Genomic DNA, 21,729 nt, shown 5'->3' on the forward strand with positions numbered 1-21,729 from the left:
AATTTTGTTGGGACAAATTGGGAAGCCTATTATGAAGAACAGTCACAAAATGAAAAATCTACTGCCGGCATTTGTCATCACAATGGCAATGTCAGCAGTTATGTCTTTATGCATCACACCAAACGCTTACGCGTCGAAGTGGGATGAAAAAATGACCCCTGAGCAAGTCGAAGCGACCTTGGATAAGAAGTTTGCCGAAGGCAACTACTCCCCTAAAGGTGCAGACTCTTGCATCATGTGCCATAAAAAATCTGAAAAAGTGATGGACCTTTTCAAAGGTGTCCACGGCGCGATTGATTCGTCAAAAAGCCCCATGGCTGGCCTGCAATGTGAGGCGTGCCACGGCCCAATGGGTCAGCACAACAAAGGCGGCAACGAGCCGATGATCACTTTTGGTAAGCAATCAACCTTAAGTGCCGATAAGCAAAACAGCGTATGTATGAGCTGTCACCAAGATGATAAACGTATGTCTTGGAATGGCGGTCACCATGACAACGCCGATGTTGCTTGTGCTTCTTGTCACCAAGTACACGTAGCTAAAGATCCTGTGTTATCTAAAAACACTGAGATGGAAGTCTGTACTAGCTGCCACACTAAGCAAAAAGCGGATATGAATAAACGCTCAAGTCATCCACTCAAATGGGCCCAAATGACCTGTAGCGACTGCCACAATCCCCATGGGAGCATGACAGATTCCGATCTTAACAAGCCTAGTGTTAATGATACCTGTTATTCCTGTCATGCCGAGAAACGCGGCCCAAAACTTTGGGAGCATGCACCCGTCACTGAGAATTGTGTCACTTGCCACAATCCTCACGGTAGTGTGAATGATGCCATGCTGAAAACCCGCGCGCCGCAGCTGTGTCAGCAATGTCATGCTAGCGATGGCCACGCCAGCAATGCTTACTTAGGTAACACTGGTTTAGGTTCTAATGTCGGTGACAATGCCTTTACGGGTGGAAGAAGCTGCTTAAATTGCCATAGTCAGGTCCATGGTTCTAACCATCCATCTGGCAAGCTATTACAGCGCTAAGGAGACGAGAAAATGAAATTTAAACTCAATTTGATCACTCTAGCGTTATTAGCCAACACTGGCTTTGCCGTAGCCGCTGATGGTTATGGTCTTGCTAATGCCAATACTGATAAAGTGAAATTATCCGCATGGAGCTGCAAAGGCTGCGTGGTTGAAACCGGCACATCTGGCACTGTGGGTGTCGGTGTTGGTTATAACAGTGAAGAGGATATTCGCTCAGCCAATGCCTTTGGAACATCCAATGAAGTCGCGGGCAAATTTGATGCCGATTTAAGCTTTAAAGGTGAAAAAGGTTACCGTGCCAGTGTTGAAGCTTATCAACTCGGTATGGATGGCGGTCGTTTAGATGTGAATGCGGGCAAACAAGGCCAGTACAACGTCAATGTAAACTATCGCCAAATTGCAACCTACGACAGCAATAGCGCCCTATCGCCCTACGCGGGTATTGGTGGCAATAACCTGACGTTACCGGATAACTGGGTAACTGCTGGTTCAAGCAGCCAAATGCCATTGTTGATGGATAGCCTCAATGCCCTCGAATTATCACTTAAACGTGAACGCACGGGATTGGGATTTGAATATCAAGGCGAATCCTTGTGGAGCACCTATGTTAACTACATGCGTGAAGAAAAAACTGGCTTAAAACAAGCCTCTGGTAGCTTCTTCAACCAATCGATGATGTTAGCAGAGCCAGTGGATTACACTACTGACACCATTGAAGCGGGTGTCAAACTCAAGGGTGATCGTTGGTTCACAGCGCTCAGTTACAATGGGTCTATATTCAAAAACGAATACAACCAATTGGACTTTGATAGTGCATTCAATCCTACCTTTGGTGCCCAAACCCAAGGTACGTTGGCGCTTGATCCCGATAATCAGGCACACACAGTGTCATTGATGGGACAGTACAACGATGGCAGTAACGCCCTATCGGGTCGTATTCTTACTGGACAAATGAGCCAAGATCAGGCGTTAGTAACGGATAACTATCGTTATTCCAGCCAGCTAACAAGCGATGCGGTTGATGCGAAAGTCGATCTATTGGGCATGAACCTTAAAGTCGTTAGCAAAGTCAGCAAAGATCTTCGCTTGACAGGTAGTTACGATTATTACGACCGTGACAATAATACCCAAGTTGAAGAATGGACCCAGATCAGCATCAACAATGTCAACGGTAAGGTGGCTTATAACACGCCTTATGATAATCGTACGCAACGCTTTAAAGTCGCGGCAGATTATCGTATTACCCGCGATATTAAACTTGATGGTGGTTATGACTTCAAACGTGACCAACGTGATTATCAAGACCGTGAAACCACGGATGAAAATACCGTTTGGGCTCGTTTACGCGTCAATAGCTTCGATATGTGGGACATGTGGGTAAAAGGCAGTTACGGAAAACGTGACGGCTCACAATACCAAGCGTCTGAATGGACTTCTTCTGAAACTAACAGCCTGTTACGTAAGTACAATCTGGCTGACCGTGACAGAACCCAAGTCGAAGCGCGCATCACCCATTCGCCGCTTGAAAGCCTGACCATTGATGTTGGTGCCCGTTACGCGTTGGATGATTATACCGATACTGTGATTGGCTTAACTGAGTCAAAAGACACCAGTTATGATGCCAATATCAGCTATATGATCACCGCAGACTTACTGGCAACCGCCTTCTACAACTACCAGATCATTGAGTCTGAACAGGTGGGTAGCAACAATTACAGCACCCCGACGTGGACTGGCTTTATTGAAGACAAAGTAGATGTGGTCGGTGCAGGTATTAGCTACAACAACCTGCTGGAGAACAAGTTACGCCTAGGACTGGATTACACCTATTCCAACTCCGACAGTAACACTCAAGTCAGACAAGGTATCACTGGCGACTATGGCGATTATTTTGCCAAAGTACATAACATTAACTTATATGCTCAATATCAAGCCACCGAAAAACTCGCGCTGCGCTTCGATTACAAAGTTGAGAACTATAAGGACAATGACGCCGCAAATGATATCGCTGTTGATGGCATTTGGAACGTCGTAGGTTTTGGTACTAACAACCATGACTACACCGCACAAATGCTAATGCTGAGTATGAGCTACAAGCTCTAATCTGCGTTATTGATGGTCAAAAGCCCGCTCTGCGGGCTTTTTTATTAGAACGTGTTGAAGTTTCGAGAGTAAATATTATTCGTTCCGGCAAGCTCGTGCTCGCGAAACTATACAAAAACTCACCGCACTTTTGTTACACCATCTCGCTATTCCAACCCACAAAATCTTGAATAAGATCAGAATCTGGGGCAAAACTCGCACTCAAAATAAGGTATTCCTTGAGTTTACAAGCACTTTAGCGGATGTTAATTCAGCCCGTTAATTATCAGTGGATATCAGATGTCGTCCTTCACTTGTTCTTTTTGGCGTTTATCGCCTGTACCCGCCTTGATAGGTTTAAGTTTGTTCTCTACCCCTGCCATGGCATTTGATTCCAGCGGTGGCACAGCAAGCTTATTTATCATTGTCGGTCTGGGTGGATTTACCCTGATCAATAGCTTAATGCAAGGGCTGTTCTTTTTTGCGGGTCAGTATCGTAATCCCATCTTTGCCAAACGCCACGTACTAACCGCACTGATAGTACCACTGCTCGCTTTTACCTTTACCCTTTATGAACACCGCACTTGGAGCGACTTTGCACTCAATCTTGGGATGATCATTGTAGGCGTTGGGCTGATTTTATTGCCGCTGCAGTTACGCCAACTTAATCAGCCCAGCAATCAACATGCGGGCTGGTTACTGAGTCTTGGCGCCTTATTGATTCTCGGCATCAGTTATCTACTGCCGCCCTGCGCGCTCTTTGCTATCATCTTGGCCCATATTGCTTTAGCCTCTCATGCCAAAACTCCCACTAAATCCTTGGGTGCCAAGCCATTGAGTTATCTTGTATTAGCCGCCTCCTATGTACTCTTTGGTTATTGGCTCTATCATCTATTGAGCAAACTAGGGGCTTAACGATGACAACCGCCCCACACCCAAGTATCGAGCCCGCTTGCTCAACAGAACTCAATTTACTGCTCAAGCAAATTCGCGCCTGCCAACTTTGTCAGGCCGAGCTTCCACTGCCAGCAAAACCTATCTTGCAAGCCAGTAGCCAAGCACGGATCTTAATTGCGGGCCAAGCCCCCGGTGTAAAAACTCACCACAAGGGCATTCCCTTCGATGATGCCAGTGGCGAGCGTCTGCGCACTTGGCTTAATGTCAGCAGAGAACAATTCTATGATCCCGCCCTGTTCGCCATAGTACCGATGGGGTTTTGTTTTCCGGGAACCATTGAACGAAACGGTAAAAAGCAAGGTGATAAGCCGCCGCGCCCAGAGTGCGCCACGACTTGGCATGAAAAGTTATTAGCCTTGATGCCACAGGTAGAGTTAGTGCTCGTCCTTGGCCAATATGCAATTGATTACCATCTGCCACGTGTTAAGGCTCGTCTTAGTACAGCATGCAGGGAGTTAACCTCACCGGACTTAACGTTATCGACACCATTGTCGCCCCCAAAAGTCACAGTAACCCAAGCGATTGAGCAATGGTCCTTGTATTGGCCTCAATTGATGGTCATGCCTCACCCTAGCCCTCGAAACAACCTTTGGCTAAAACAGCATCCCGAATTTGAACGAGTGCTTATACCTAAGATAAGATCACGTATCGCGGCATTATTAAATGCTTAATTGAAATAGGCACAGACCATGTATCTGCTCGATTCCGCCATAGCCAAAAAAATTGTCAGTCGTACGATGAAAATCATCGGACACAATATCAATGTGATGAATGGTCAGGGGGTGATTTTAGGATCAGGCGATCCCAAACGAATGGGTTCAGTCCACGAAGGCGCATTATTAGCCATAGCGCAAAATCGCAATGTGGAATTGAGCGAAGAAGTCGCCTCCGGTCTTCATGGCGTAAAACCAGGCATCAACTTACCTTTGCATTACCAAGGGCAAATTATTGGTGTGATTGGCATTACTGGCGACCCGGCAGAACTAACCCACTACGGCGAGCTGCTAAAAATGACCGCCGAGATGATTGTCGAGCAAGCCAATCAACAGGATAAATTGCAGTGGGAAAACCGCCAGCGTGAAGAATTTATTCTGCAACTTATCAAGGCACAAACCGATGACGATGAGCAATTGCATCGCTGGGCCAAGCAGCTCGATATTGATATCACGCTACCACGAGTGGCCGCCATTATTGAAGTCAGTGAAAAACAACCCTCCGCCATCTACAAAATGATATCGCAGGTAAACACATCAACAGATAACGAGCTAAGCGGTGATGAGCGCAATCCCAGAGTCAGCGAAACCCTCAAGCAAGTACTGCATCTACTGCAAAATCCCGACCGCGGCAACCTAATTGCCATGACCTCCATGTCACAGCTGGTGATCCTAAAACCCGCTTTTCTAGATGGAAAACAATGGGATCCCGAGCTTGAAAACCAACGTATTGATAAGTTATTGCAACGATTACCTGCGCAGATGGACTTAAATTTTAAAATTGCCTTGGGCCACTTTTTTCCCGTAAAAGGTGGGATTGCACGCTCCTATCAAACCGCGCAAGAAACGTTGAGCTTAGGTAAACAGCTCAACCCTGAAGGCACAAAATACCTATTTGAGGATTATTCCTTACAAGTGCTGCTCTCAGGACTCAAGCATGACTGGCGCGGCCAAGCGCTAGCAAGTCCCTATCAGCAACTAACACAGGCCGATAAAAATGGCCAATTACGTAAAACTTTAGCCGCCTACATCACCCACTTTGGTGATGCGCAGCAATGCGCCAATGCCCTGTTTATCCACCGAAATACCTTAAGATATCGTCTAGATAAAATTCAGCAATTAACCAAAACTGATATTCAATCCTTACACGGCTTATTAAGTCTGTATCTGGGACAACTGCTTGATACTTCTGCGAACCCAAAGTAGCGGCCTCTGTTTAACCAGACGCTCCTTTAGCCACCGAATTCAACGACTGAGTATTTAACTCTCATGGCTTAAGCAATCAATGGATATCGCAATCATGTCTCAAGCTAACCTCATTTACTGCACTATTACTACACTATTGAGTAAGCAATACATTCGGTGAAAGATTTATACCGTATCTCCTGTCCTATATTTCTGGATAACTCTCTCGCGTCGACATTTCGAACGCTCGTTACAATCCATTGAAGGAATCACAATGACCCTATTCAAGCTGACTTTACTCGCCCAAGCCTGCATCATCACAGGCTTAGCACTAACTTCACCCACATTAATCGCCGCCGAAAAAACCATTCCTGAGCTAGTTGATGCCGTCAATGGCACGCCGGATGCGGCGAGTCGCGAAGCCGGCAAAAAAGTGAAACTGCGTAATCACACTAAAGGATTTTGTACTTCGGGCTATTTTGCGCCCACCCCAGAGTTACAAGATTCACTATCAATTCCGTTCTTTAATCAAAGCCAAATTAAGGTTACTGCTCGTTTTTCCCTTGGTGGCACCAATCCTCAAATCTCCGACAAAACACCAGGGCGCTTTATGTCACTCAAAATTGAGGGCGATAAAGAAAACCTGAACTTTGTCACCACTAATGTGCCAGTGTTCTTTGCTAGTAATCTGGATGATTTTTTACCTTTCAGACCAAAGTGAAACAAGGCGCCGAAGGTAAACAATGGCTTATCGATAATAAGCCCGACGCCAAAGCCTTTTTCGACTATGTAAAACAACTGCCACCCAGCCCCAGCTTTGCCAATAGTCGCTACTTTGGCGTAAACAGCTTTTTGTTTACCGACAAGCAAAATAACAGCGTTGCGGGTAAATGGATTTTTGAACCCGTAGCCGGCACAGCAGCCCTTTCTGCCAGCGAACTGGCTAATCTGGGTGATGATTTTTTAAAGGCAGAATTACTCCAGCGCATTAATACCCAGCCAGCACAATGGAACCTCTATATTCAACTGGCTGAATCGGGTGATGACATTAATAATCCAACGGTGATTTGGCCTGAGACTCGTAAGCGATTACTGGTCGGCCAAGTGGTGATTAACGGGGACCGCGATAGCGACTCCCAAGTGCAACAGTGTGATAAAGGCATTTTTAACCCACTGTTATTACCTAAGGGCATTGCCCCCTCAGCCGATCCGATACTTAATGCTAGAACGGCGGCTTATGTTGAGTCTTTTATTCGTCGTCAATAACTCAAGATATTAAACGCTACACTTTTAAGGTTGGTAAACCGCAGGTTTACCAACCCCTCGCAACAATATTTCTGCTATTGCATTCGAAGTCACACGCATTATTTTGTGCACACGCACAAAATAATGACCTGTTTATGCCGTAATTCCGTCAGTTTAACCAAAGCTATTCAATTCGCAGTATTCAATAATAGGATGACCTCAAAGCAGCCTTTATTTGAACTTAGGATCAGATAACAGCCGCGCCCTACAAAAACAGCCAGAACCACTTAAGAACTTCAGCCAAGACTGAACGGGACAATCTATGAACTTAGTGCTCATCCTCATCGGCGTGATTGCATTTATTGTTATCGCGACCTCAAAATTTAAGCTCCATCCGTTTTTAACCTTAATTCTGGCCGCCTTTATTGGCGCCTTCGCCTATGGTTTACCGAGTGGCGATATTGCTAAAACCATCACCACTGGCTTTGGCAATATCCTCGGCTATATCGGTCTGGTGATCGTGCTCGGGACCATTATCGGTATCATCCTCGAAAAGAGCGGCGCCGCCATCACCATGGCAGACGTGGTGATTAAAGTCTTGGGTAAACGCTTCCCAACACTCACTATGTCGATTATCGGCTACTTAGTGTCGATTCCGGTGTTTTGTGACTCGGGTTTCGTGATCTTAAACTCGCTTAAACAATCCATGGCGAACCGCATGAAGGTCTCGAGCGTGTCCATGAGCGTGGCGTTAGCGACAGGTCTTTATGCGACTCACACCTTTGTACCGCCCACACCTGGCCCTATCGCCGCGGCGGGTAACCTTGGCTTAGAGTCCAACTTAGGCCTAGTGATTGGTGTTGGTTTATTTGTTGCTGCCATTGCCTCACTTGCGGGCATGCTATGGGCGAACCGCTTTGCAGGGGTTGAACCCGATGGCGAAGGCGCGGAAGAACTCAAAGCTCAAGCTGCTGATTTTGAAACCTTAAAACAAAGCTACGGCACACTCCCTAGCCCATTAAAGGCATTTGCACCGATTTTTGTGCCTATCCTATTAATTTGTTTAGGTTCTATCGCTAACTTCCCTTCTGCACCACTGGGCAAAGAAGGCCTATTCAGCCTATTAGTCTTCCTCGGTCAACCCGTTAACGCCCTGCTTATCGGTCTATTCCTGTCACTGCTATTACTGAAAAGCGATAACAAGATCGCCGAGTTTAGCGAGCGCATTAGCCAAGGCTTAGTCGCCGCAGCACCGATTATTTTGATCACTGGTGCCGGTGGTGCCTTCGGCGCCGTGTTAAAAGCCACACCTATTGGTGACTTTTTAGGCAGCTCATTATCAGCACTCGGCGTTGGGATTTTCATGCCCTTTATCGTCGCCGCAGCATTAAAATCGGCTCAAGGTTCATCCACCGTTGCCTTAGTGGCAACCTCAGCCTTAGTCGCCCCAATGCTGGGCGATATCGGTCTTGGCAGCGAAATGGGCCGCGTGTTAACCGTAATGGCCATTGGTGCCGGTGCCATGACAGTCTCCCACGCCAACGACAGCTTCTTCTGGGTGGTGACTCAATTTAGCCGCATGAGCGTTAAACAAGCCTATAAAGCCCAAACCATGGCGACCCTTATCCAAGGTGTAACCTCCATGCTGGCCGTGTATGTACTAAGCTTAGTGCTGCTCTAAGCCGCTGTTATCTTGTCCTTGGGCGCAACCAAGCGCCCAAAAAGCTGTAGGATTTTGAATGAAGATAGTTATTGCCCCCGATTCTTTTAAAGAGAGCTTAAGCGCACTCGATGTGGCTAACGCAATCGAACAAGGCTTAACACAAGTGATCCCAGACTGTGAGATTGTCAAAATCCCCGTCGCCGATGGCGGCGAAGGCACAGTGCAATCTATGGTCGATGCCACTGGCGGCAGCATTGTCAATTTAGAGGTCATGGGGCCACTCGGCCATAAAGTCAAAGCCCATTACGGCATTTTAGGCCAGCAAGCCAAAGGCACGATTGCGGTGATTGAAATGGCCTCCGCCTCGGGTTTACACCATGTACCAAGGGATCAGCGTAACCCGCTGATCACCACCAGTTATGGTACGGGCGAGCTGATTTGTGATGCGCTCAATCGCGGGATAAAACACATTATTTTAGGCTTGGGCGGCAGCGCAACCAATGATGGCGGCGCAGGTATGGCCCAAGCGCTGGATATTTTACTGCTGGATAAACAAGGTAAAACCTTAAGTGCGGGCGGCGCAGCGCTATCTCAGCTTGCCAGTATCGATATGAGCAACGCCCATCCGCTACTGAAAGAATGCACCTTTGAAGTGGCCTGCGATGTCGATAATCCGCTGTGTGGCGAGCGTGGCGCTTCTGCCATATTTGGTCCGCAAAAAGGCGCAACATCCGAGATGGTGAGCACCTTAGATGCTGCACTAAGTCACTATGCCGATGTGATCGCCCAAAGTGGTGTCACCGATCACCGCAACCAAGCTGGCGCGGGCGCAGCAGGCGGAATGGGACTTGGCGTTATGGCCTTTTTAGGCGCCGAGCTTAAACCCGGAGTTGAGATTGTGATGCAAACAGTAGGACTAGCAGACAAAATTCGCGGCGCGGATCTTGTTATCACGGGCGAAGGCCGAATCGATGGCCAGACCATCTTTGGCAAAACCCCGATGGGCGTCTTAAAGCAAGCGCAGCTGCAAAATATTCCGACTATCGGGGTTGCGGGTTGTCTTGGCGACAATGCCAATGCCGTGCTTGAGCAAGGTATGGCGGCGATTTTCCCCATCATTCCACACTTAAGTCCACTGGACGATGTACTGGCGAATGCCAAAACCAATCTGACCAATACTGCCCGTAATATTGGCGCCGTCTTGATGCTGGGCAAGCGCTAACTTTACCTTAGTGTTGTGATAGCTCACGACATACACCCAAGGCGCTATTCATAGCGCCTTTGTTTATTCTGTAACCCAAGCACTGACTTAAGCGGTATTTTAGTGCTTGATGCCTAAAAGGCCTTGCAGTAAAGTGAGCTCCCTTTTTGGTAATCCGTAAACGGGTTTAAGCGCCATGTATTTGGTTATACTCTTAATCACCTTTGCGGTTTCACTATAAGAATTAATAGACGGCAAGCCCCATGACCCAAAAACTCCCTCGCCAAGCCATCGCATCCGAAGACAGTTTGATGCGAATTTTCACTGTGCCCGAAGATGCGGAATCCACCTTAAGCATCATCGAGCAGAAGCTTTCCGAGGACTTAGCCGGCTTTTTGGGTGACAGCATTGCCGCGCTGGAAAAGCCGCTCTCCGAAATCGAAACCGATTTTCAAGCCTTTGAAATTCCAAGCCAGCCACGTTTTGTCTCCGACTATACCGACGAAATCATGCAAAATCTGGTGGCACATTCGGTGCATACGGCGGCGCCCAGTTTTATCGGCCATATGACCTCGGCGCTGCCCTATTTCGTGTTACCACTGTCGAAGATGATGGTGGGGCTGAATCAAAACTTGGTCAAAATTGAAACCTCCAAAGCCTTTACGCCGCTTGAGCGTCAAGTGCTCGGCATGATGCACCATTTGATTTACGCTCAAGATGATGATTTTTATCGTAATTGGATGCACAGTGCCAACCATTCCCTCGGCGCATTTTGCTCCGGCGGCACAGTGGCTAACATCACCGCCCTGTGGATTGCCCGCAACCAATTACTCAAGGCCGATGGCGACTTTAAAGGCGTGACCCGCGAAGGCTTAATCAAGGCGCTGCGCCACTATGGCTTCGATGATTTAGCAATTCTGGTCTCCGAGCGCGGCCACTACTCCTTAGGTAAGGCCGTCGATCTGCTCGGTATCGGTCGCGACAATATCATCAGCATCCCAACCGATGGCAATAACAAAGTCGACGTTGCCAAAATGCGCGAAGTTGCCGCCGAACTGGCGAATAAACGCATCAAAGTCATGGCGATTGTTGGGGTAGCAGGCACAACCGAGACGGGCAATATCGACCCACTGCGCGAACTTGCCGCCTTAGCAAGTGAGTTAAACTGCCACTTCCATGTAGATGCGGCTTGGGGCGGCGCAAGCTTATTATCCAATAAATACCGTCACTTACTCGATGGTATTGAACTGGCAGACTCAGTCACCATCGATGCTCATAAGCAAATGTATGTCCCCATGGGCGCGGGTATGGTGCTGTTTAAAAATCCTGAGTTTGCCCATGCCATTGCCCACCACGCCGAATATATCCTGCGCCGAGGCTCTAAGGATTTAGGCAGCCAAACGCTCGAAGGCTCACGCCCCGGCATGGCCATGTTAGTGCATGCCTGTTTGCAGATTATTGGCCGCGATGGTTACGAAATCCTGATCAACAACAGCCTTGAAAAAGCCCGTTATTTTGCCGAACAAATCGACGCACACCCTGACTTTGAGCTAGTCACCGCGCCAGAGCTGTGCCTGCTCACCTATCGTTATGTACCCGCGGAGGTGCAGGCCGCCATGCAAGTGGCGATAGACCAAGGCGATAAGGTGAAACTCGCTCGCTTTAATGAGCTGCTCGATGGCCTAACCCAATTTATTCAAAAACATCAACGCGAACAGGGCAAATCCTTTGTCTCCCGTACCCGCATTCAACCCGCGCGCTACTTTAGACAACCCACAGTGGTGTTTCGCGTCGTATTAGCTAATCCTTTGACTAGCCATGAGATCCTTAATCGAGTGCTTATCGAGCAAGGCGAAATTGCCGCATTGGATAAAGAGTTCTTACCTGCACTATTAGCTATGGCCAATGAATAGCGAGTGATTTAGTGCAAGCTTTAAATCTCACTCAAATACAGAGTGTTAATCACAAACAGCCGCAAATATTTGCGGCTGTTTTTGTTTGCAGAGCTGGGATGAAAGAAGGTTAGGTTAAAAATATAAGGCTTTTCAAAGCACTTCTGATCTCGTCACGGACACGCCGAATTCCATTGCTTCCGTGACACGCCGTAAAGCCATCCATGGCGGCTCTGCGATGATATCCATATCATCGAAGGTCACGTCAGCAATCGAATTAACCTGACACAGAATTATGAACAGCCTCTTAGTGAAAACTCGCCTATGTTAGGGCTAAACAATGAAGAGTTCTTTAACGATAGTGCTTTTCACTCGCAGGATACATTAAGAGGTAAACGTTTTAAGTGCTTGATATAGTTCTAATGGTTTATTAGTTCCAACCACAATTGAAACGCCTGAACGGAAGTCAATTTTAACACCTTCGAAACCGGATATATTATATATTGCTCCTTCAGATGAAATTCGCATACCCCAACCACAATACCATTTATTTTTTACCATAGACACATTGGCAACATCTGAAAGATCAAATCTCTTTTTAAATAAACCAATTCCGTAGCTTAGCGTAAGCTTTTTATCTTCGATACTCACCCTCAACTTAAAGGTCATCAATAGTATGATACTCAATATTACTATTAAAATAATAAAATCGTTTTCACCTTTAAAGTCTTGCAGAAAAATTTTATTGACTATAAAAACAGACAGCAATACAACGAAATAAATTATAATAAAAGGGTATCCAATTTGATTATTTAAGTAATGCATCAACAATTCTCCTTTATGGCAAATTAATCTTGGCTATATTTTTAGATACGAAATCCTTAGCTAGGTATTAAAAATTTAGCCAACCATTTTATCTCATACCATAATGCACTTTCAGTTTACCTACAACCCGTATGGCATAAATTGCTTTAACCAAAGTAATAAAAAACACAAGGAGGTAATAAATCCAGCTATACATTTTAAATCAAAGACATAAAAAAGCTCCAAGTCATTAAAAATAGTATATTTCAAACGTGCAACTCCCAATACAACAAATGGCCAGCGTGGAAGATGAAGGTAGCCTCACTCTTTTTCCTACTATTTTCCAGTCGATGACGATTAGGTTCATATGCTCAAATAGCGAATACGCCAAATTCAGCAGCTTGTGTGACACGCCGTAAAGCCATCCATGGTGGTTCTCGAATACATCCATATTATTGAAGGTCATGCCCGTAATAGAATTCGCCTAAACAAATTACGGCTTAATCTGTTGTATATTTAGGACAAATACTATGATAACAGTGCTGCATTGTTCACCACTTCCCATAGGAATTATGCAGTAAAAGAGTAACTATGGGAGGATATTAAGGAGTAGAATTTCTCCCCTTGAGAGTGCGCGGCATACAAACCTCTTATTCAATGTTTAACCAAGGTATAGCCGGAGGTTCACTGCCACGCTATTAAAGTTGGGAGTCAATATTTTCACCCACTTTTTTAGTTTATATATCTCCGTTTGTATGTCATTAATGGTTACTTAACTCATTTTTAATTTTCTGTAATCCGACCAACGCTCTCTTAATGACTCAATTAGAGATAGTGCTATGAAGAGAAACACCAAGCACCAAATATTCGGCTCGTAATTAACACCTAATCCATTTACGGGATAAATTAATGGCTCGTTCGTGCTCGCAAGATCAACGGCATAAATCCATAAAGCTCCTTCACTATTTTGGCTAAAAACACCATTATACCTCTTGGTATAATAGATTACTTTTTCGGGAAAACGTAACTCATTTAATGCTCTAGATAAATTTTTGCACTTTTGCCAACCACTAAACCATACCTCTCGTTCAGGAAAGGATGTATACAAAATAATACTATCCGCCCCTGCAATTTTATTCTTACATTCAATCGAGTAAAGAATACCTTCTACTTTTACAAGTTCAGATTCATTAACACCGCTAACAAAGTATCTAAAGTGCCAAGTCAGATAGAATAAAGATATGATTAATATTAGTTGCAAAGAAATTGGTAACTGCTTCAACCAGCTCATTAATTTAGATTTTTTCGGTACCGTGGGAATAATTTTCACTGTTTATCCTTTTTTACAGAAAATCGAGCAACCCTTTTCAAAACAATAACATAATGTGCTTTCAACTTACGTTCAAGCAATTAGTTATTAAGTTAGCTCTAAGAAAAAATTTAACAAAACACCCATTGTTAAATTCTTGGCATGTCCTAATTGTAAGTAACAGACCATCTGCCATACCAACGGCTTAACGGCATTAGGCTGTGGGGTGAAACCCCATGACCTCGCTGTTGGTTTTTACACCACGACAGAGTAATCTAGCCAAAATCGACAATGGGGTGTTCTATGGACAGAAAATCATTATTGCTAGTGACACTTATCTTGCCTTTTTCGGCCAATGCCGCCGTATACCAATGTGCCGACGGAAAATATCAGGCCGATCCCTGTGATGAAAATAGCCAACCCGTAGATCTCAGCGGCATCGGTAGCGTGGTTAAAGGCCCTGATATTGCCCATGCAAACGCTGTTACTCACTCGGATAAAAAACAAGAAATAACCGATTTTATTGATAAACAACGTATTAGCCGTGAAATCACTAAACTAGAGAACGACCGAAAACTCATTATCGACCAAAGGGATAAACGTATTGTCGCGCTGAGAAACGATAGAAGTTACGCCAATAACAATCTTGCCGGTGCGACTTGGGAGCAAAGCTTGGCACAAGAAATGTCGGCGGTAGCGCAGCAAGCTGATACACAGGTTGCGTCTATCGATAGGCAAATAGAACAATTACGACTCAAGTTAAAATAGATAAAGCGCAGCCACTCACGCTTCCCATGCCAAATAGATAAGAACCAATACAAGGAATGACGATGTATTTTATTGCGGCTTTTGGCCTATTGATGCTGTTCTTTAGCCTTGTAATGGTCTTTAAACCTGCGGTGTTTGCTAACGGTATCATTGCATTTAGCGAACAGCCCTACTTCCATATTGTTGAAGTGGTTAGCCGTATTATTGCGGGTGTGATTTTTATCCAATATTGCGCCGATACCCGATTTCCAGCGCTCTTTTTTGCGATAGGCATTGTCTTACTCTGCGTTGGAATAGGCTTGGCATGCACGCCGCCGAGTAAACATCGTAAATTTGCCCTATGGTCAGCCCAAGCGTTTAAGAATCAATTTCGCTTAATCGGTGTTGTTTCCGCCCCGCTGTCTTTGCTACTGATTTATGCTGCTGGCGTTGTCTAAAACTCAGTGACAATCCGCCCAACTTCCACGACTTTAGCGCCGAGTGTAAAAGCGCAAGATTCGGGTCGAGTAACCTGCCCTAACCCTTCACTATGTCTCTATCGGCGCATATTGGCCGAGGCAATCAATGGAGACATATCTATGGCAGTGTTACAGGGAAAGGTCGCAATCATTACTGGGGCAAGTTCGGGAATTGGTTATGCCACCGCAAAACGCTTTGCCCGTGAAGGCGCAAAACTGGTACTGGGGGCGCGCCGCGGCGCCATATTGGCCTCATTGGTGGATGAGATCATCACTCAAGGCGGTGAAGCGGTTTATCTGGCGGGCGATGTGACCGACGAGGTGTATGCCAGTGATTTAGTGGCACTTGCCGTTGAGCAGTATGGTGGATTGGATATCGCCTTTAATAATGCCGGTATTAATGGTGAGTTAGGCGTAGATTCGGATGCGCTTAGCCGTGCCGAATGGGAAAACACCCTAACAACCAACCTTACCAGTGCATTTTTAGCGGCAAAATACCAATTGCCACAAATGCTTAAACGTGGCGCAGGGTCGATTATTTTTACATCCTCCTTTGTTGGCTATACCATAGGCTTTCCGCAAACGGCGGCCTATGCGGCGAGTAAAGCGGGGATGATTGGCTTAACCCAATCCTTGGCCGTTGAATACGGCGCGCGCGGCATTAGGGTCAATGCGCTATTGCCTGGCGGCACTGATACACCCATGGGGCGGGAGTTTGCTAATACTCCAGAGGCCATGGCCTTTGTGAAGAATCTCCATGCCCTCAAGCGCCTCGCTGATCCCGCGGAAATTGCCCAATCGGCGCTATATCTCGCCTCCGATGCGGCCAGTTTTACCACAGGGATAGCCTTATTGGTCGATGGTGGTGTGTCCATCTGTAAAACCTAAGGAATGGATAACGATGACCCAAGATTACGAGCGAATTGCGCGTGCCATTGACTTTATTCGTCAGCATGTGGGTCATCAACCCTCACTGGCGGAGATTGCGGCGCACGTCCATTTAAGTGAATTCCATTTCCAGCGGCTCTTTAGTCGCTGGGCGGGGATCACTCCCAAACGTTACTTGCAGGCCTTAACCCTAGAGCGGGCAAAACAGTTATTGCAGCAGCCGTCCCACTCGACCTTGAGTGCCAGTTATGAGTTAGGCCTGAGCAGTGGCTCGCGCTTATACGATCATTTTGTGCAACTCGAGGCGGTCACCCCCTTCGAATACCGACAAAAAGGTTTAGGGATCAGCATTGCCTATGGCTATCATCCTACGCCATTCGGGTTGGCCTTTATCGCCCAAACGGCCCGGGGCATTTGCCAGTTTGATTTTGTCGATATGCAGCAAATTCAATTGCCATTAGAACGTTTAAAGCAGAGCTGGAGTCAGGCCACCATTTATGAGGACACAGCGCAAACAGCAAGCTTAATTGATCACCTTTTTAGCCAGTACTTTGCGGGCTCGAGTGCCGCAGCGCTGAATTTAACAGCGCCCAATACTCAGGCAATTCACCAAGGCGAGCCTGCCCCGCTCTCACTCTGGGTAAAAGGCACTAATTTTCAGCTTAATGTGTGGCGCGCCCTACTGAATTTACCTAAGGGAGAAGTCGCCTCCTACGGAGATATTGCCAAGGCCATTGGTAAGCCTAAGGCCTCACGCGCGGTCGGCACCGCGATTGGCGCCAATCCGGTGGCATTACTTATCCCCTGCCATAGAGTGCTACGTCAAAGTGGTGAACTTGGCGGCTATCGCTGGGGTGAAACCCGTAAACATGCCATATTGGCAAGGGAAGCGGCCTATTGTGAGTAAAAAGATCCACCAGCAGGTATAACTGAGCTTTTCTGTTATTAACTGCGCTCTACTTTTAACTGCGCGACGACCCAATTCTTAACCATTAAATCATCAGGGAGGCAAACATGCCGACGCATTCCCAATCCCAACTTGGACCTAACCCGAATGACAAATCCCCCTTAAAAGGATTCCCTCAGGTGGGGTTTCTGAAGAACTTTATTAGCCGTGACAACATTATCGTCGGCGATTACACCTATTATGACGACCCTGCGGGGCCAGAACGTTTCGAGTCAAATGTGCTTTATCACTTTGACTTTATTGGCGATAAGCTGATTATCGGTAAATTTTGTGCCATTGCACGGGACGTTAAATTCATTATGAATGGCGCCAATCACCAAGTGTCGGGCTTTTCCACTTATCCCTTTTATATCTTCGGTAACGGCTGGGAGAAGGCAACACCTAAGCCAGAAGACTTTCCTTTTAAGGGTGATACCTGTGTCGGTCACGATGTTTGGATTGGTTATAACGCCACAATCATGCCTGGGGTGAAGATTGGCCATGGCGCGATTATCGCGAGCCAATCTGTCGTCACAAAAGATGTACCGCCCTATGCTGTTGTGGGTGGTAATCCTGCCACCATTATTAAGCTAAGATTCGAGCAAACTGTGATAGATAAGCTCGTTGCTATTGCATGGTGGGATTGGCCGATTGAGAAAATCACGCAGCACTTAAGCGCTATCGCTGGCGCAGAACTCACTAAGTTGCAGCTGGCAGATTAAACAAGCGACACCCACAAAACGAGTTCCAAGTGAAAAGGTGAAACCTTTGCCGATATCAAAGGAATAACTGTTGGCAGTATAGCTAGCGCTTAACTCCCGTAAACCCAATGATAAACAAGTAATCATCCTGATTAGGATATTGGGCTAAAAAATGGACGCAAAATAATGCGTCCATTTTTGCAGTAAGATTAGACGATTAATTACGTTTAATTGGGGTCAAACCTTTATTACGACTCTCAATAGCATCGTCTAAGTCAAAGCCTGAATCGCGCCAATTTTTAGCTTCTTCTGGGGCAAATTTCTGTGCTCCCCACGCCATCGCATCCTTTAGATTAAATCCAGCCTTGTTCCAGTCAGACGCTTGCGCTGCATCAAATCCACTAAGATGCCACTTTTGAGCAACTTCAGAACTAAAACCTGCCGACTTCCAAGCAGATATTTCATCGGCGGACATTCCAGACCAATCTTTCGGCATAGAACTACAAGCAAACAACACCAAACACATCAATAAGTTAGAACTAATTTTCAACATAGCGCCTCCGCAGCGTTTTTCATTAATACGACTTACGATTACTGTTTAACCATCTTCATTAGCAATTGCCAATGATTGTAGTAACAACGATTGCCCCCTAAATAGCGCTATCGATATCCCAACAGACACGACCTGGTTCCTGCTATTTAAGAGGATCGATTGGTTGCTCACAGACAAATCACTGCAAATGCAGCGTCGAGGAGCTCAACAACTGTCTCGACATCTTACGTATCATTTCCTCTAGCAACTACTTCATAATGCAAATCAGTGAAAATACAACAGAAATTAGCATAATGATGCTCCAACAAAACAGCAATAGCTAGCAATGAGGATAAAGAAAAATTTTTATATGCTATACAGTTAACAGTATTAATCTGGTTACAGAATCCAATCCTCTTTAAAGAATGAAAACCATCAATAGCACACACAGTTCAGCTAACAACCATTTAACTTTTTTACAATAAAAAACTTAATATTCCCATTAAATATGGGATTAATGGTACTTCTCACATAACGCCGAAAAGTCACTACTTGGATTGATTAAGAAGTCCTTGCCAACAATAGATGTCATTTCCGCCTCAGAAACCAGTGGATTATTAATCTTAAAAACGATCCTGCGATTAATATTGCTTTTTAATAAAAGATCACAGTGTCTTTGGTAAAAAAATGTATCAAACTGGCCATTTTCAATAATTCGCTGTAGGCCGACTTGTATTCTTTTTGCTAAATGAGGTTGACTTGGAGATACGTAATAATAGGTAGCTAATGGAATATAAAGTAAAATATTATCGTCTACGATTAAATCGGGATATTTTTTATTAAATTGCTCCACTTCCTGAAAGATTTCATTAACTCCCCGACCAAATGTAACAAAACGCCCAACAGATAACATATTGAATAAATTATCATATTGAGTGCTCTCTATCACATTGAATCCTGCTTTTTGCATGGCAACTTTAGTCGACCATTGACTACCCGAGCCCGTATCTAATGCCATTAACTCTGCTAAAGTCTTTACATTCGCCATCAGTGGTAAATTATCTTTCTTGATAATAAATAGTCTAAATCCTTGGATCCCTTTGCGGATTGGTATTTTTACGGGAATAAGCTGCTGATCCCAAGTAGCATTAGAGGCTTCTGCCATTACATTAATATTTTTACCTTCTAATAACTCCCTAAAGATTCGATTCCGACTCATAACAACACCAGACATCTCTAGCGTAGCCTCACCAAAATCATCCTTAGTTGCATCAATAACCAATGCCAATAGATCATAGGTATATTGATATCTATGATCATTATTGGACTCAGGAGTATTAATGATAAAAGCGTCAGTTGCGAATGACTGTGAAGGAAAAAAGCATGTACCAATATAAACCAGCATAATTAAAAAACTAAAATGCCTAAATATCATCATGTACATGCCCACTACATATATGAAAGCTGTCCCTATCGTTTGATTCTAGCAGAACGTATCAACAGCGAGTAATAGACTGCACTATTTTTGTGCATTTTGTGAATCCATCAGACAAATATAATCCTCTAACTCCTGTCCCGGCGTCGGTTCAAAATGGCAGTTAAGCCTTAATAATCCTGTGATTCGATCGACCCGAAAGTTGCGAAAATCTTGGCGTAATTCGCACCAGGTCAACAAGGTCCAAGTGCCGCGCCAAAAATAGATGGCGAGCGGCCGCACTTCGCGCTCTGTCAGGGTTTTATTCACATCTTGATAGAATAGTTTGACGTATTCACGGCGCTGGGCCGCATTACGGAGCGGATCGAGAAACTGAAACTCGTTGGAATCTAGATAAAAATCCGGCGAGAACATCAAGGATTGATAGGCTTGCAAACGCTTAGGTAGCACGGCCTCCACTTTTATCATCGCCTGGCGCGCTGCACTGCCAAGCTCTTTGCCGCCCCATGTTTGCACCATACGCATGCCAACTTGAATCGCCTCTAATTCGGCCTCGTTAAACATCAGTGGCGGCACATTCACTTCGTGGCGCAGTAGATAACCCACGCCCGCCTCCCCTTCAATGGGAATGCCGCTCAAACACAAATCCTGCACATCGCGGTAAACCGTGCGAGTCGAGACTTCTAAACGATCCGCCAGCTCTTGGGCGGTCGTCAGTCGTCGATGTTTAAGAATTTGCACTATTTGAAATAGGCGGTCGGCACGGCGCATGGACAGTAATCACACCTCAAATTAGGTTTGCTACAAAAGCTTGGGATCTTAACCGCTAAAGCTTAGCCGCCCAAGCGATAGTGCATCTGCCTGCTTTATCGTTTAAAACTACACAATCCCAATATAAATCTCGACTTTATCAGCACTTAGATAGACTTCAAAGTCCGTTTGGTAGCAGCGCTGGTGCGAGCAATCTGGCTCGGTAAAGTAGCGCCAAATCTGTCCCCAAAGATCCACCACACAGTGGGGCATTTCCCCTTGCGCACTGAACTTAAGGTAGTTTCCTTCTCGCAGCTGCAACGCCGTAAAAGGGCCGGTCTCGCTGACAGACTCGACGCTTTTACCCACTAAAACCGAATAGTCTCCCGTCATATCGGATTCATAGTCGTAGTAAACCCCATACATGGGAGAATCGAGCATAGATGTCAGCTGTGAAGATTCAAAAAAAGCCTGCCATAGCGCTGCAATCTTGCCACATTCGCCCGCCAGTTCTGCGCTATTGTTGGTGCGCGTACTCAGCCCAAGCATAGGTTGAGCCGCCAAATAAACCAGTTCCATTGTCGTGTTCACTTTCACCATCACTTAAGGTTATTAATTAAGGCCTGTCATTTAATATCTATTGTTTTAGGTGCATAGCCAGACGCCGATAGCCAACAATATCTTATAAATATCAATGTAAAACAGAGAGCAAAAAGTCGTGCCAAAGCACGACTCCGCAAGGTTTCAATTACTGGTTTTGCGACCAGAGGCCGACCTTATTGCCTTCGCTATCCACGAACAGGGCGATATAGCCACAACCACCATCCTTGATAGGTGTCACAGGCAATAGCATAGTCACATTAGCGGCCACGAGTTTATCCACTAAAGGTTGCAATTGAGCGCTGAAATGCAAGTATACAGTGCTACCGTCCATCGACGGTTTGCTCATGCTGCATTTAACGAGGCCAATGCTTGGTGCGCCTTCATCCTCTGTTTCAATCGTGGCGTATTGCATGTCTTCCATATCATCACGCTTAAATTCAACCCCGAAATGTTGTTGATAAAAAGCGATGGCACGATCCATATCACTGACAGGAATTTCACCCCAAACTAACGGTGCAATTGATAACATTTTCACTTTCTCCTTGTTGAAAAATGCCAATG

Annotated in this window: 20 protein-coding genes and 1 pseudogene; 14 read left to right on the plus strand and 7 right to left on the minus strand. The window is 45.6% G+C overall.

All coding sequences use genetic code 11. The features are described from left to right. Positions 1–31 precede the first annotated feature (31 nt). The 9 genes and pseudogenes from mtrA to panP all read left to right on the plus strand — a co-directional run bounded on the left by mtrA (position 32) and on the right by panP (position 11,995). A complete protein-coding gene (mtrA, locus tag AEA42_RS01660; RefSeq protein WP_037417148.1) occupies positions 32–1,033 on the plus strand; it encodes a decaheme c-type cytochrome MtrA in 1,002 nt (333 codons plus the stop codon). A 12-nt stretch (positions 1,034–1,045) separates the two neighbouring features. After that, a complete protein-coding gene (locus tag AEA42_RS01665) occupies positions 1,046–3,139 on the plus strand; it encodes an MtrB/PioB family decaheme-associated outer membrane protein (RefSeq protein WP_055646769.1) in 2,094 nt (697 codons plus the stop codon). Between the two features lie 279 nt (positions 3,140–3,418). Next, complete coding sequence (locus AEA42_RS01670) at positions 3,419–4,033, plus strand: hypothetical protein (protein WP_055646770.1); 615 nt, start codon at positions 3,419–3,421, stop codon at positions 4,031–4,033. A 2-nt stretch (positions 4,034–4,035) separates the two neighbouring features. After that, on the plus strand, positions 4,036–4,746 hold the full coding sequence (locus AEA42_RS01675) for a uracil-DNA glycosylase family protein (RefSeq protein ID WP_052184000.1): 711 nt from the start codon (positions 4,036–4,038) through the stop codon (positions 4,744–4,746). Positions 4,747–4,764: 18 nt separating this feature from the next. After that, positions 4,765–5,994: a sugar diacid recognition domain-containing protein gene (locus AEA42_RS01680; protein WP_037417139.1), complete on the plus strand. Its 1,230-nt coding sequence runs from the start codon at positions 4,765–4,767 to the stop codon at positions 5,992–5,994. A gap of 253 nt (positions 5,995–6,247) precedes the next feature. Beyond that, positions 6,248–7,239, plus strand: a pseudogene (locus AEA42_RS01685) (catalase family peroxidase). A 301-nt stretch (positions 7,240–7,540) separates the two neighbouring features. After that, a complete protein-coding gene (locus tag AEA42_RS01690) occupies positions 7,541–8,899 on the plus strand; it encodes a GntP family permease (protein WP_037417134.1) in 1,359 nt (452 codons plus the stop codon). Positions 8,900–8,957: 58 nt separating this feature from the next. Continuing rightward, on the plus strand, positions 8,958–10,103 hold the full coding sequence (locus tag AEA42_RS01695) for a glycerate kinase (protein ID WP_055646771.1): 1,146 nt from the start codon (positions 8,958–8,960) through the stop codon (positions 10,101–10,103). A 242-nt stretch (positions 10,104–10,345) separates the two neighbouring features. Next, on the plus strand, positions 10,346–11,995 hold the full coding sequence (panP, locus tag AEA42_RS01700; protein ID WP_011717571.1) for a pyridoxal-dependent aspartate 1-decarboxylase PanP: 1,650 nt from the start codon (positions 10,346–10,348) through the stop codon (positions 11,993–11,995). Positions 11,996–12,358: 363 nt separating this feature from the next. On the opposite strand, the gene AEA42_RS01705 is transcribed toward panP, so the two are convergent. Further along, a complete protein-coding gene (locus AEA42_RS01705) occupies positions 12,359–12,799 on the minus strand; it encodes a hypothetical protein (RefSeq protein ID WP_037417125.1) in 441 nt (146 codons plus the stop codon). Between the two features lie 751 nt (positions 12,800–13,550). After that, positions 13,551–14,108: a hypothetical protein gene (locus AEA42_RS01710; RefSeq protein ID WP_037427900.1), complete on the minus strand. Its 558-nt coding sequence runs from the start codon at positions 14,106–14,108 to the stop codon at positions 13,551–13,553. Positions 14,109–14,390: 282 nt separating this feature from the next. Between AEA42_RS01710 and AEA42_RS01715 the strand changes: the two genes are divergently transcribed. The 5 genes from AEA42_RS01715 to AEA42_RS01735 all read left to right on the plus strand — a co-directional run bounded on the left by AEA42_RS01715 (position 14,391) and on the right by AEA42_RS01735 (position 17,869). Further along, the gene (locus tag AEA42_RS01715) at positions 14,391–14,855 is read left to right on the plus strand and encodes a hypothetical protein (protein ID WP_055646772.1); all 465 of its coding nucleotides are present in this window, start codon (positions 14,391–14,393) and stop codon (positions 14,853–14,855) included. A 62-nt stretch (positions 14,856–14,917) separates the two neighbouring features. Beyond that, positions 14,918–15,292, plus strand: coding sequence for a hypothetical protein (locus AEA42_RS01720; RefSeq protein WP_055646773.1), 375 nt, complete (start codon positions 14,918–14,920; stop codon positions 15,290–15,292). A gap of 141 nt (positions 15,293–15,433) precedes the next feature. Continuing rightward, entirely contained in the window at positions 15,434–16,201 is a 768-nt protein-coding gene (locus AEA42_RS01725; protein WP_055646774.1) for an SDR family oxidoreductase, read from the plus strand. A 13-nt stretch (positions 16,202–16,214) separates the two neighbouring features. Continuing rightward, on the plus strand, positions 16,215–17,108 hold the full coding sequence (locus tag AEA42_RS01730; RefSeq protein WP_055646775.1) for a methylated-DNA--[protein]-cysteine S-methyltransferase: 894 nt from the start codon (positions 16,215–16,217) through the stop codon (positions 17,106–17,108). Positions 17,109–17,215: 107 nt separating this feature from the next. Further along, on the plus strand, positions 17,216–17,869 hold the full coding sequence (locus AEA42_RS01735) for a Vat family streptogramin A O-acetyltransferase (protein WP_055646776.1): 654 nt from the start codon (positions 17,216–17,218) through the stop codon (positions 17,867–17,869). A 196-nt stretch (positions 17,870–18,065) separates the two neighbouring features. Here AEA42_RS01735 and AEA42_RS01740 read toward each other — a convergent pair whose 3' ends face one another. From AEA42_RS01740 to AEA42_RS01760, 5 genes are all read right to left on the minus strand, one after another. Then, positions 18,066–18,401, minus strand: a complete 336-nt coding sequence (locus AEA42_RS01740; protein ID WP_231640340.1) for a hypothetical protein — start codon at positions 18,399–18,401, stop codon at positions 18,066–18,068. A 493-nt stretch (positions 18,402–18,894) separates the two neighbouring features. After that, positions 18,895–19,818, minus strand: a complete 924-nt coding sequence (locus tag AEA42_RS01745; protein ID WP_055646777.1) for a hypothetical protein — start codon at positions 19,816–19,818, stop codon at positions 18,895–18,897. A gap of 81 nt (positions 19,819–19,899) precedes the next feature. Continuing rightward, positions 19,900–20,586, minus strand: a complete 687-nt coding sequence (locus AEA42_RS01750) for a YafY family protein (RefSeq protein ID WP_055646778.1) — start codon at positions 20,584–20,586, stop codon at positions 19,900–19,902. A 108-nt stretch (positions 20,587–20,694) separates the two neighbouring features. Next, positions 20,695–21,144, minus strand: a complete 450-nt coding sequence (locus AEA42_RS01755) for a GyrI-like domain-containing protein (RefSeq protein WP_055646779.1) — start codon at positions 21,142–21,144, stop codon at positions 20,695–20,697. 169 nt (positions 21,145–21,313) lie between these two features. Then, on the minus strand, positions 21,314–21,697 hold the full coding sequence (locus AEA42_RS01760) for a VOC family protein (RefSeq protein WP_037417091.1): 384 nt from the start codon (positions 21,695–21,697) through the stop codon (positions 21,314–21,316). Positions 21,698–21,729 lie beyond the last annotated feature (32 nt).

Source organism: Shewanella sp. Sh95, assembly GCF_001308045.1.
Classification (GTDB): domain Bacteria; phylum Pseudomonadota; class Gammaproteobacteria; order Enterobacterales; family Shewanellaceae; genus Shewanella; species Shewanella xiamenensis.

Excerpts from the sequence above, each read along its gene's own strand:
- AEA42_RS01670 (WP_055646770.1), top strand. The coding sequence starts at position 3,419 with ATGTCGTCCTTCACTTGTTCTTTTTGGCGTTTATCGCCTGTACCCGCC.
- AEA42_RS01675 (WP_052184000.1), top strand. The coding sequence starts at position 4,036 with ATGACAACCGCCCCACACCCAAGTATCGAGCCCGCTTGCTCAACAGAA.
- AEA42_RS01745 (WP_055646777.1), bottom strand. The coding sequence starts at position 19,818 with ATGATGATATTTAGGCATTTTAGTTTTTTAATTATGCTGGTTTATATT.
- AEA42_RS01705 (WP_037417125.1), bottom strand. The coding sequence starts at position 12,799 with ATGCATTACTTAAATAATCAAATTGGATACCCTTTTATTATAATTTAT.
- AEA42_RS01720 (WP_055646773.1), top strand. The coding sequence starts at position 14,918 with ATGTATTTTATTGCGGCTTTTGGCCTATTGATGCTGTTCTTTAGCCTT.
- panP (WP_011717571.1), top strand. The coding sequence starts at position 10,346 with ATGACCCAAAAACTCCCTCGCCAAGCCATCGCATCCGAAGACAGTTTG.
- AEA42_RS01690 (WP_037417134.1), top strand. The coding sequence starts at position 7,541 with ATGAACTTAGTGCTCATCCTCATCGGCGTGATTGCATTTATTGTTATC.
- AEA42_RS01695 (WP_055646771.1), top strand. The coding sequence starts at position 8,958 with ATGAAGATAGTTATTGCCCCCGATTCTTTTAAAGAGAGCTTAAGCGCA.
- AEA42_RS01715 (WP_055646772.1), top strand. The coding sequence starts at position 14,391 with ATGGACAGAAAATCATTATTGCTAGTGACACTTATCTTGCCTTTTTCG.
- AEA42_RS01680 (WP_037417139.1), top strand. The coding sequence starts at position 4,765 with ATGTATCTGCTCGATTCCGCCATAGCCAAAAAAATTGTCAGTCGTACG.
- AEA42_RS01725 (WP_055646774.1), top strand. The coding sequence starts at position 15,434 with ATGGCAGTGTTACAGGGAAAGGTCGCAATCATTACTGGGGCAAGTTCG.
- AEA42_RS01665 (WP_055646769.1), top strand. The coding sequence starts at position 1,046 with ATGAAATTTAAACTCAATTTGATCACTCTAGCGTTATTAGCCAACACT.
- mtrA (WP_037417148.1), top strand. The coding sequence starts at position 32 with ATGAAGAACAGTCACAAAATGAAAAATCTACTGCCGGCATTTGTCATC.
- AEA42_RS01740 (WP_231640340.1), bottom strand. The coding sequence starts at position 18,401 with ATGTTGAAAATTAGTTCTAACTTATTGATGTGTTTGGTGTTGTTTGCT.
- AEA42_RS01755 (WP_055646779.1), bottom strand. The coding sequence starts at position 21,144 with ATGGAACTGGTTTATTTGGCGGCTCAACCTATGCTTGGGCTGAGTACG.
- AEA42_RS01760 (WP_037417091.1), bottom strand. The coding sequence starts at position 21,697 with ATGTTATCAATTGCACCGTTAGTTTGGGGTGAAATTCCTGTCAGTGAT.
- AEA42_RS01730 (WP_055646775.1), top strand. The coding sequence starts at position 16,215 with ATGACCCAAGATTACGAGCGAATTGCGCGTGCCATTGACTTTATTCGT.
- AEA42_RS01750 (WP_055646778.1), bottom strand. The coding sequence starts at position 20,586 with ATGCGCCGTGCCGACCGCCTATTTCAAATAGTGCAAATTCTTAAACAT.
- AEA42_RS01735 (WP_055646776.1), top strand. The coding sequence starts at position 17,216 with ATGCCGACGCATTCCCAATCCCAACTTGGACCTAACCCGAATGACAAA.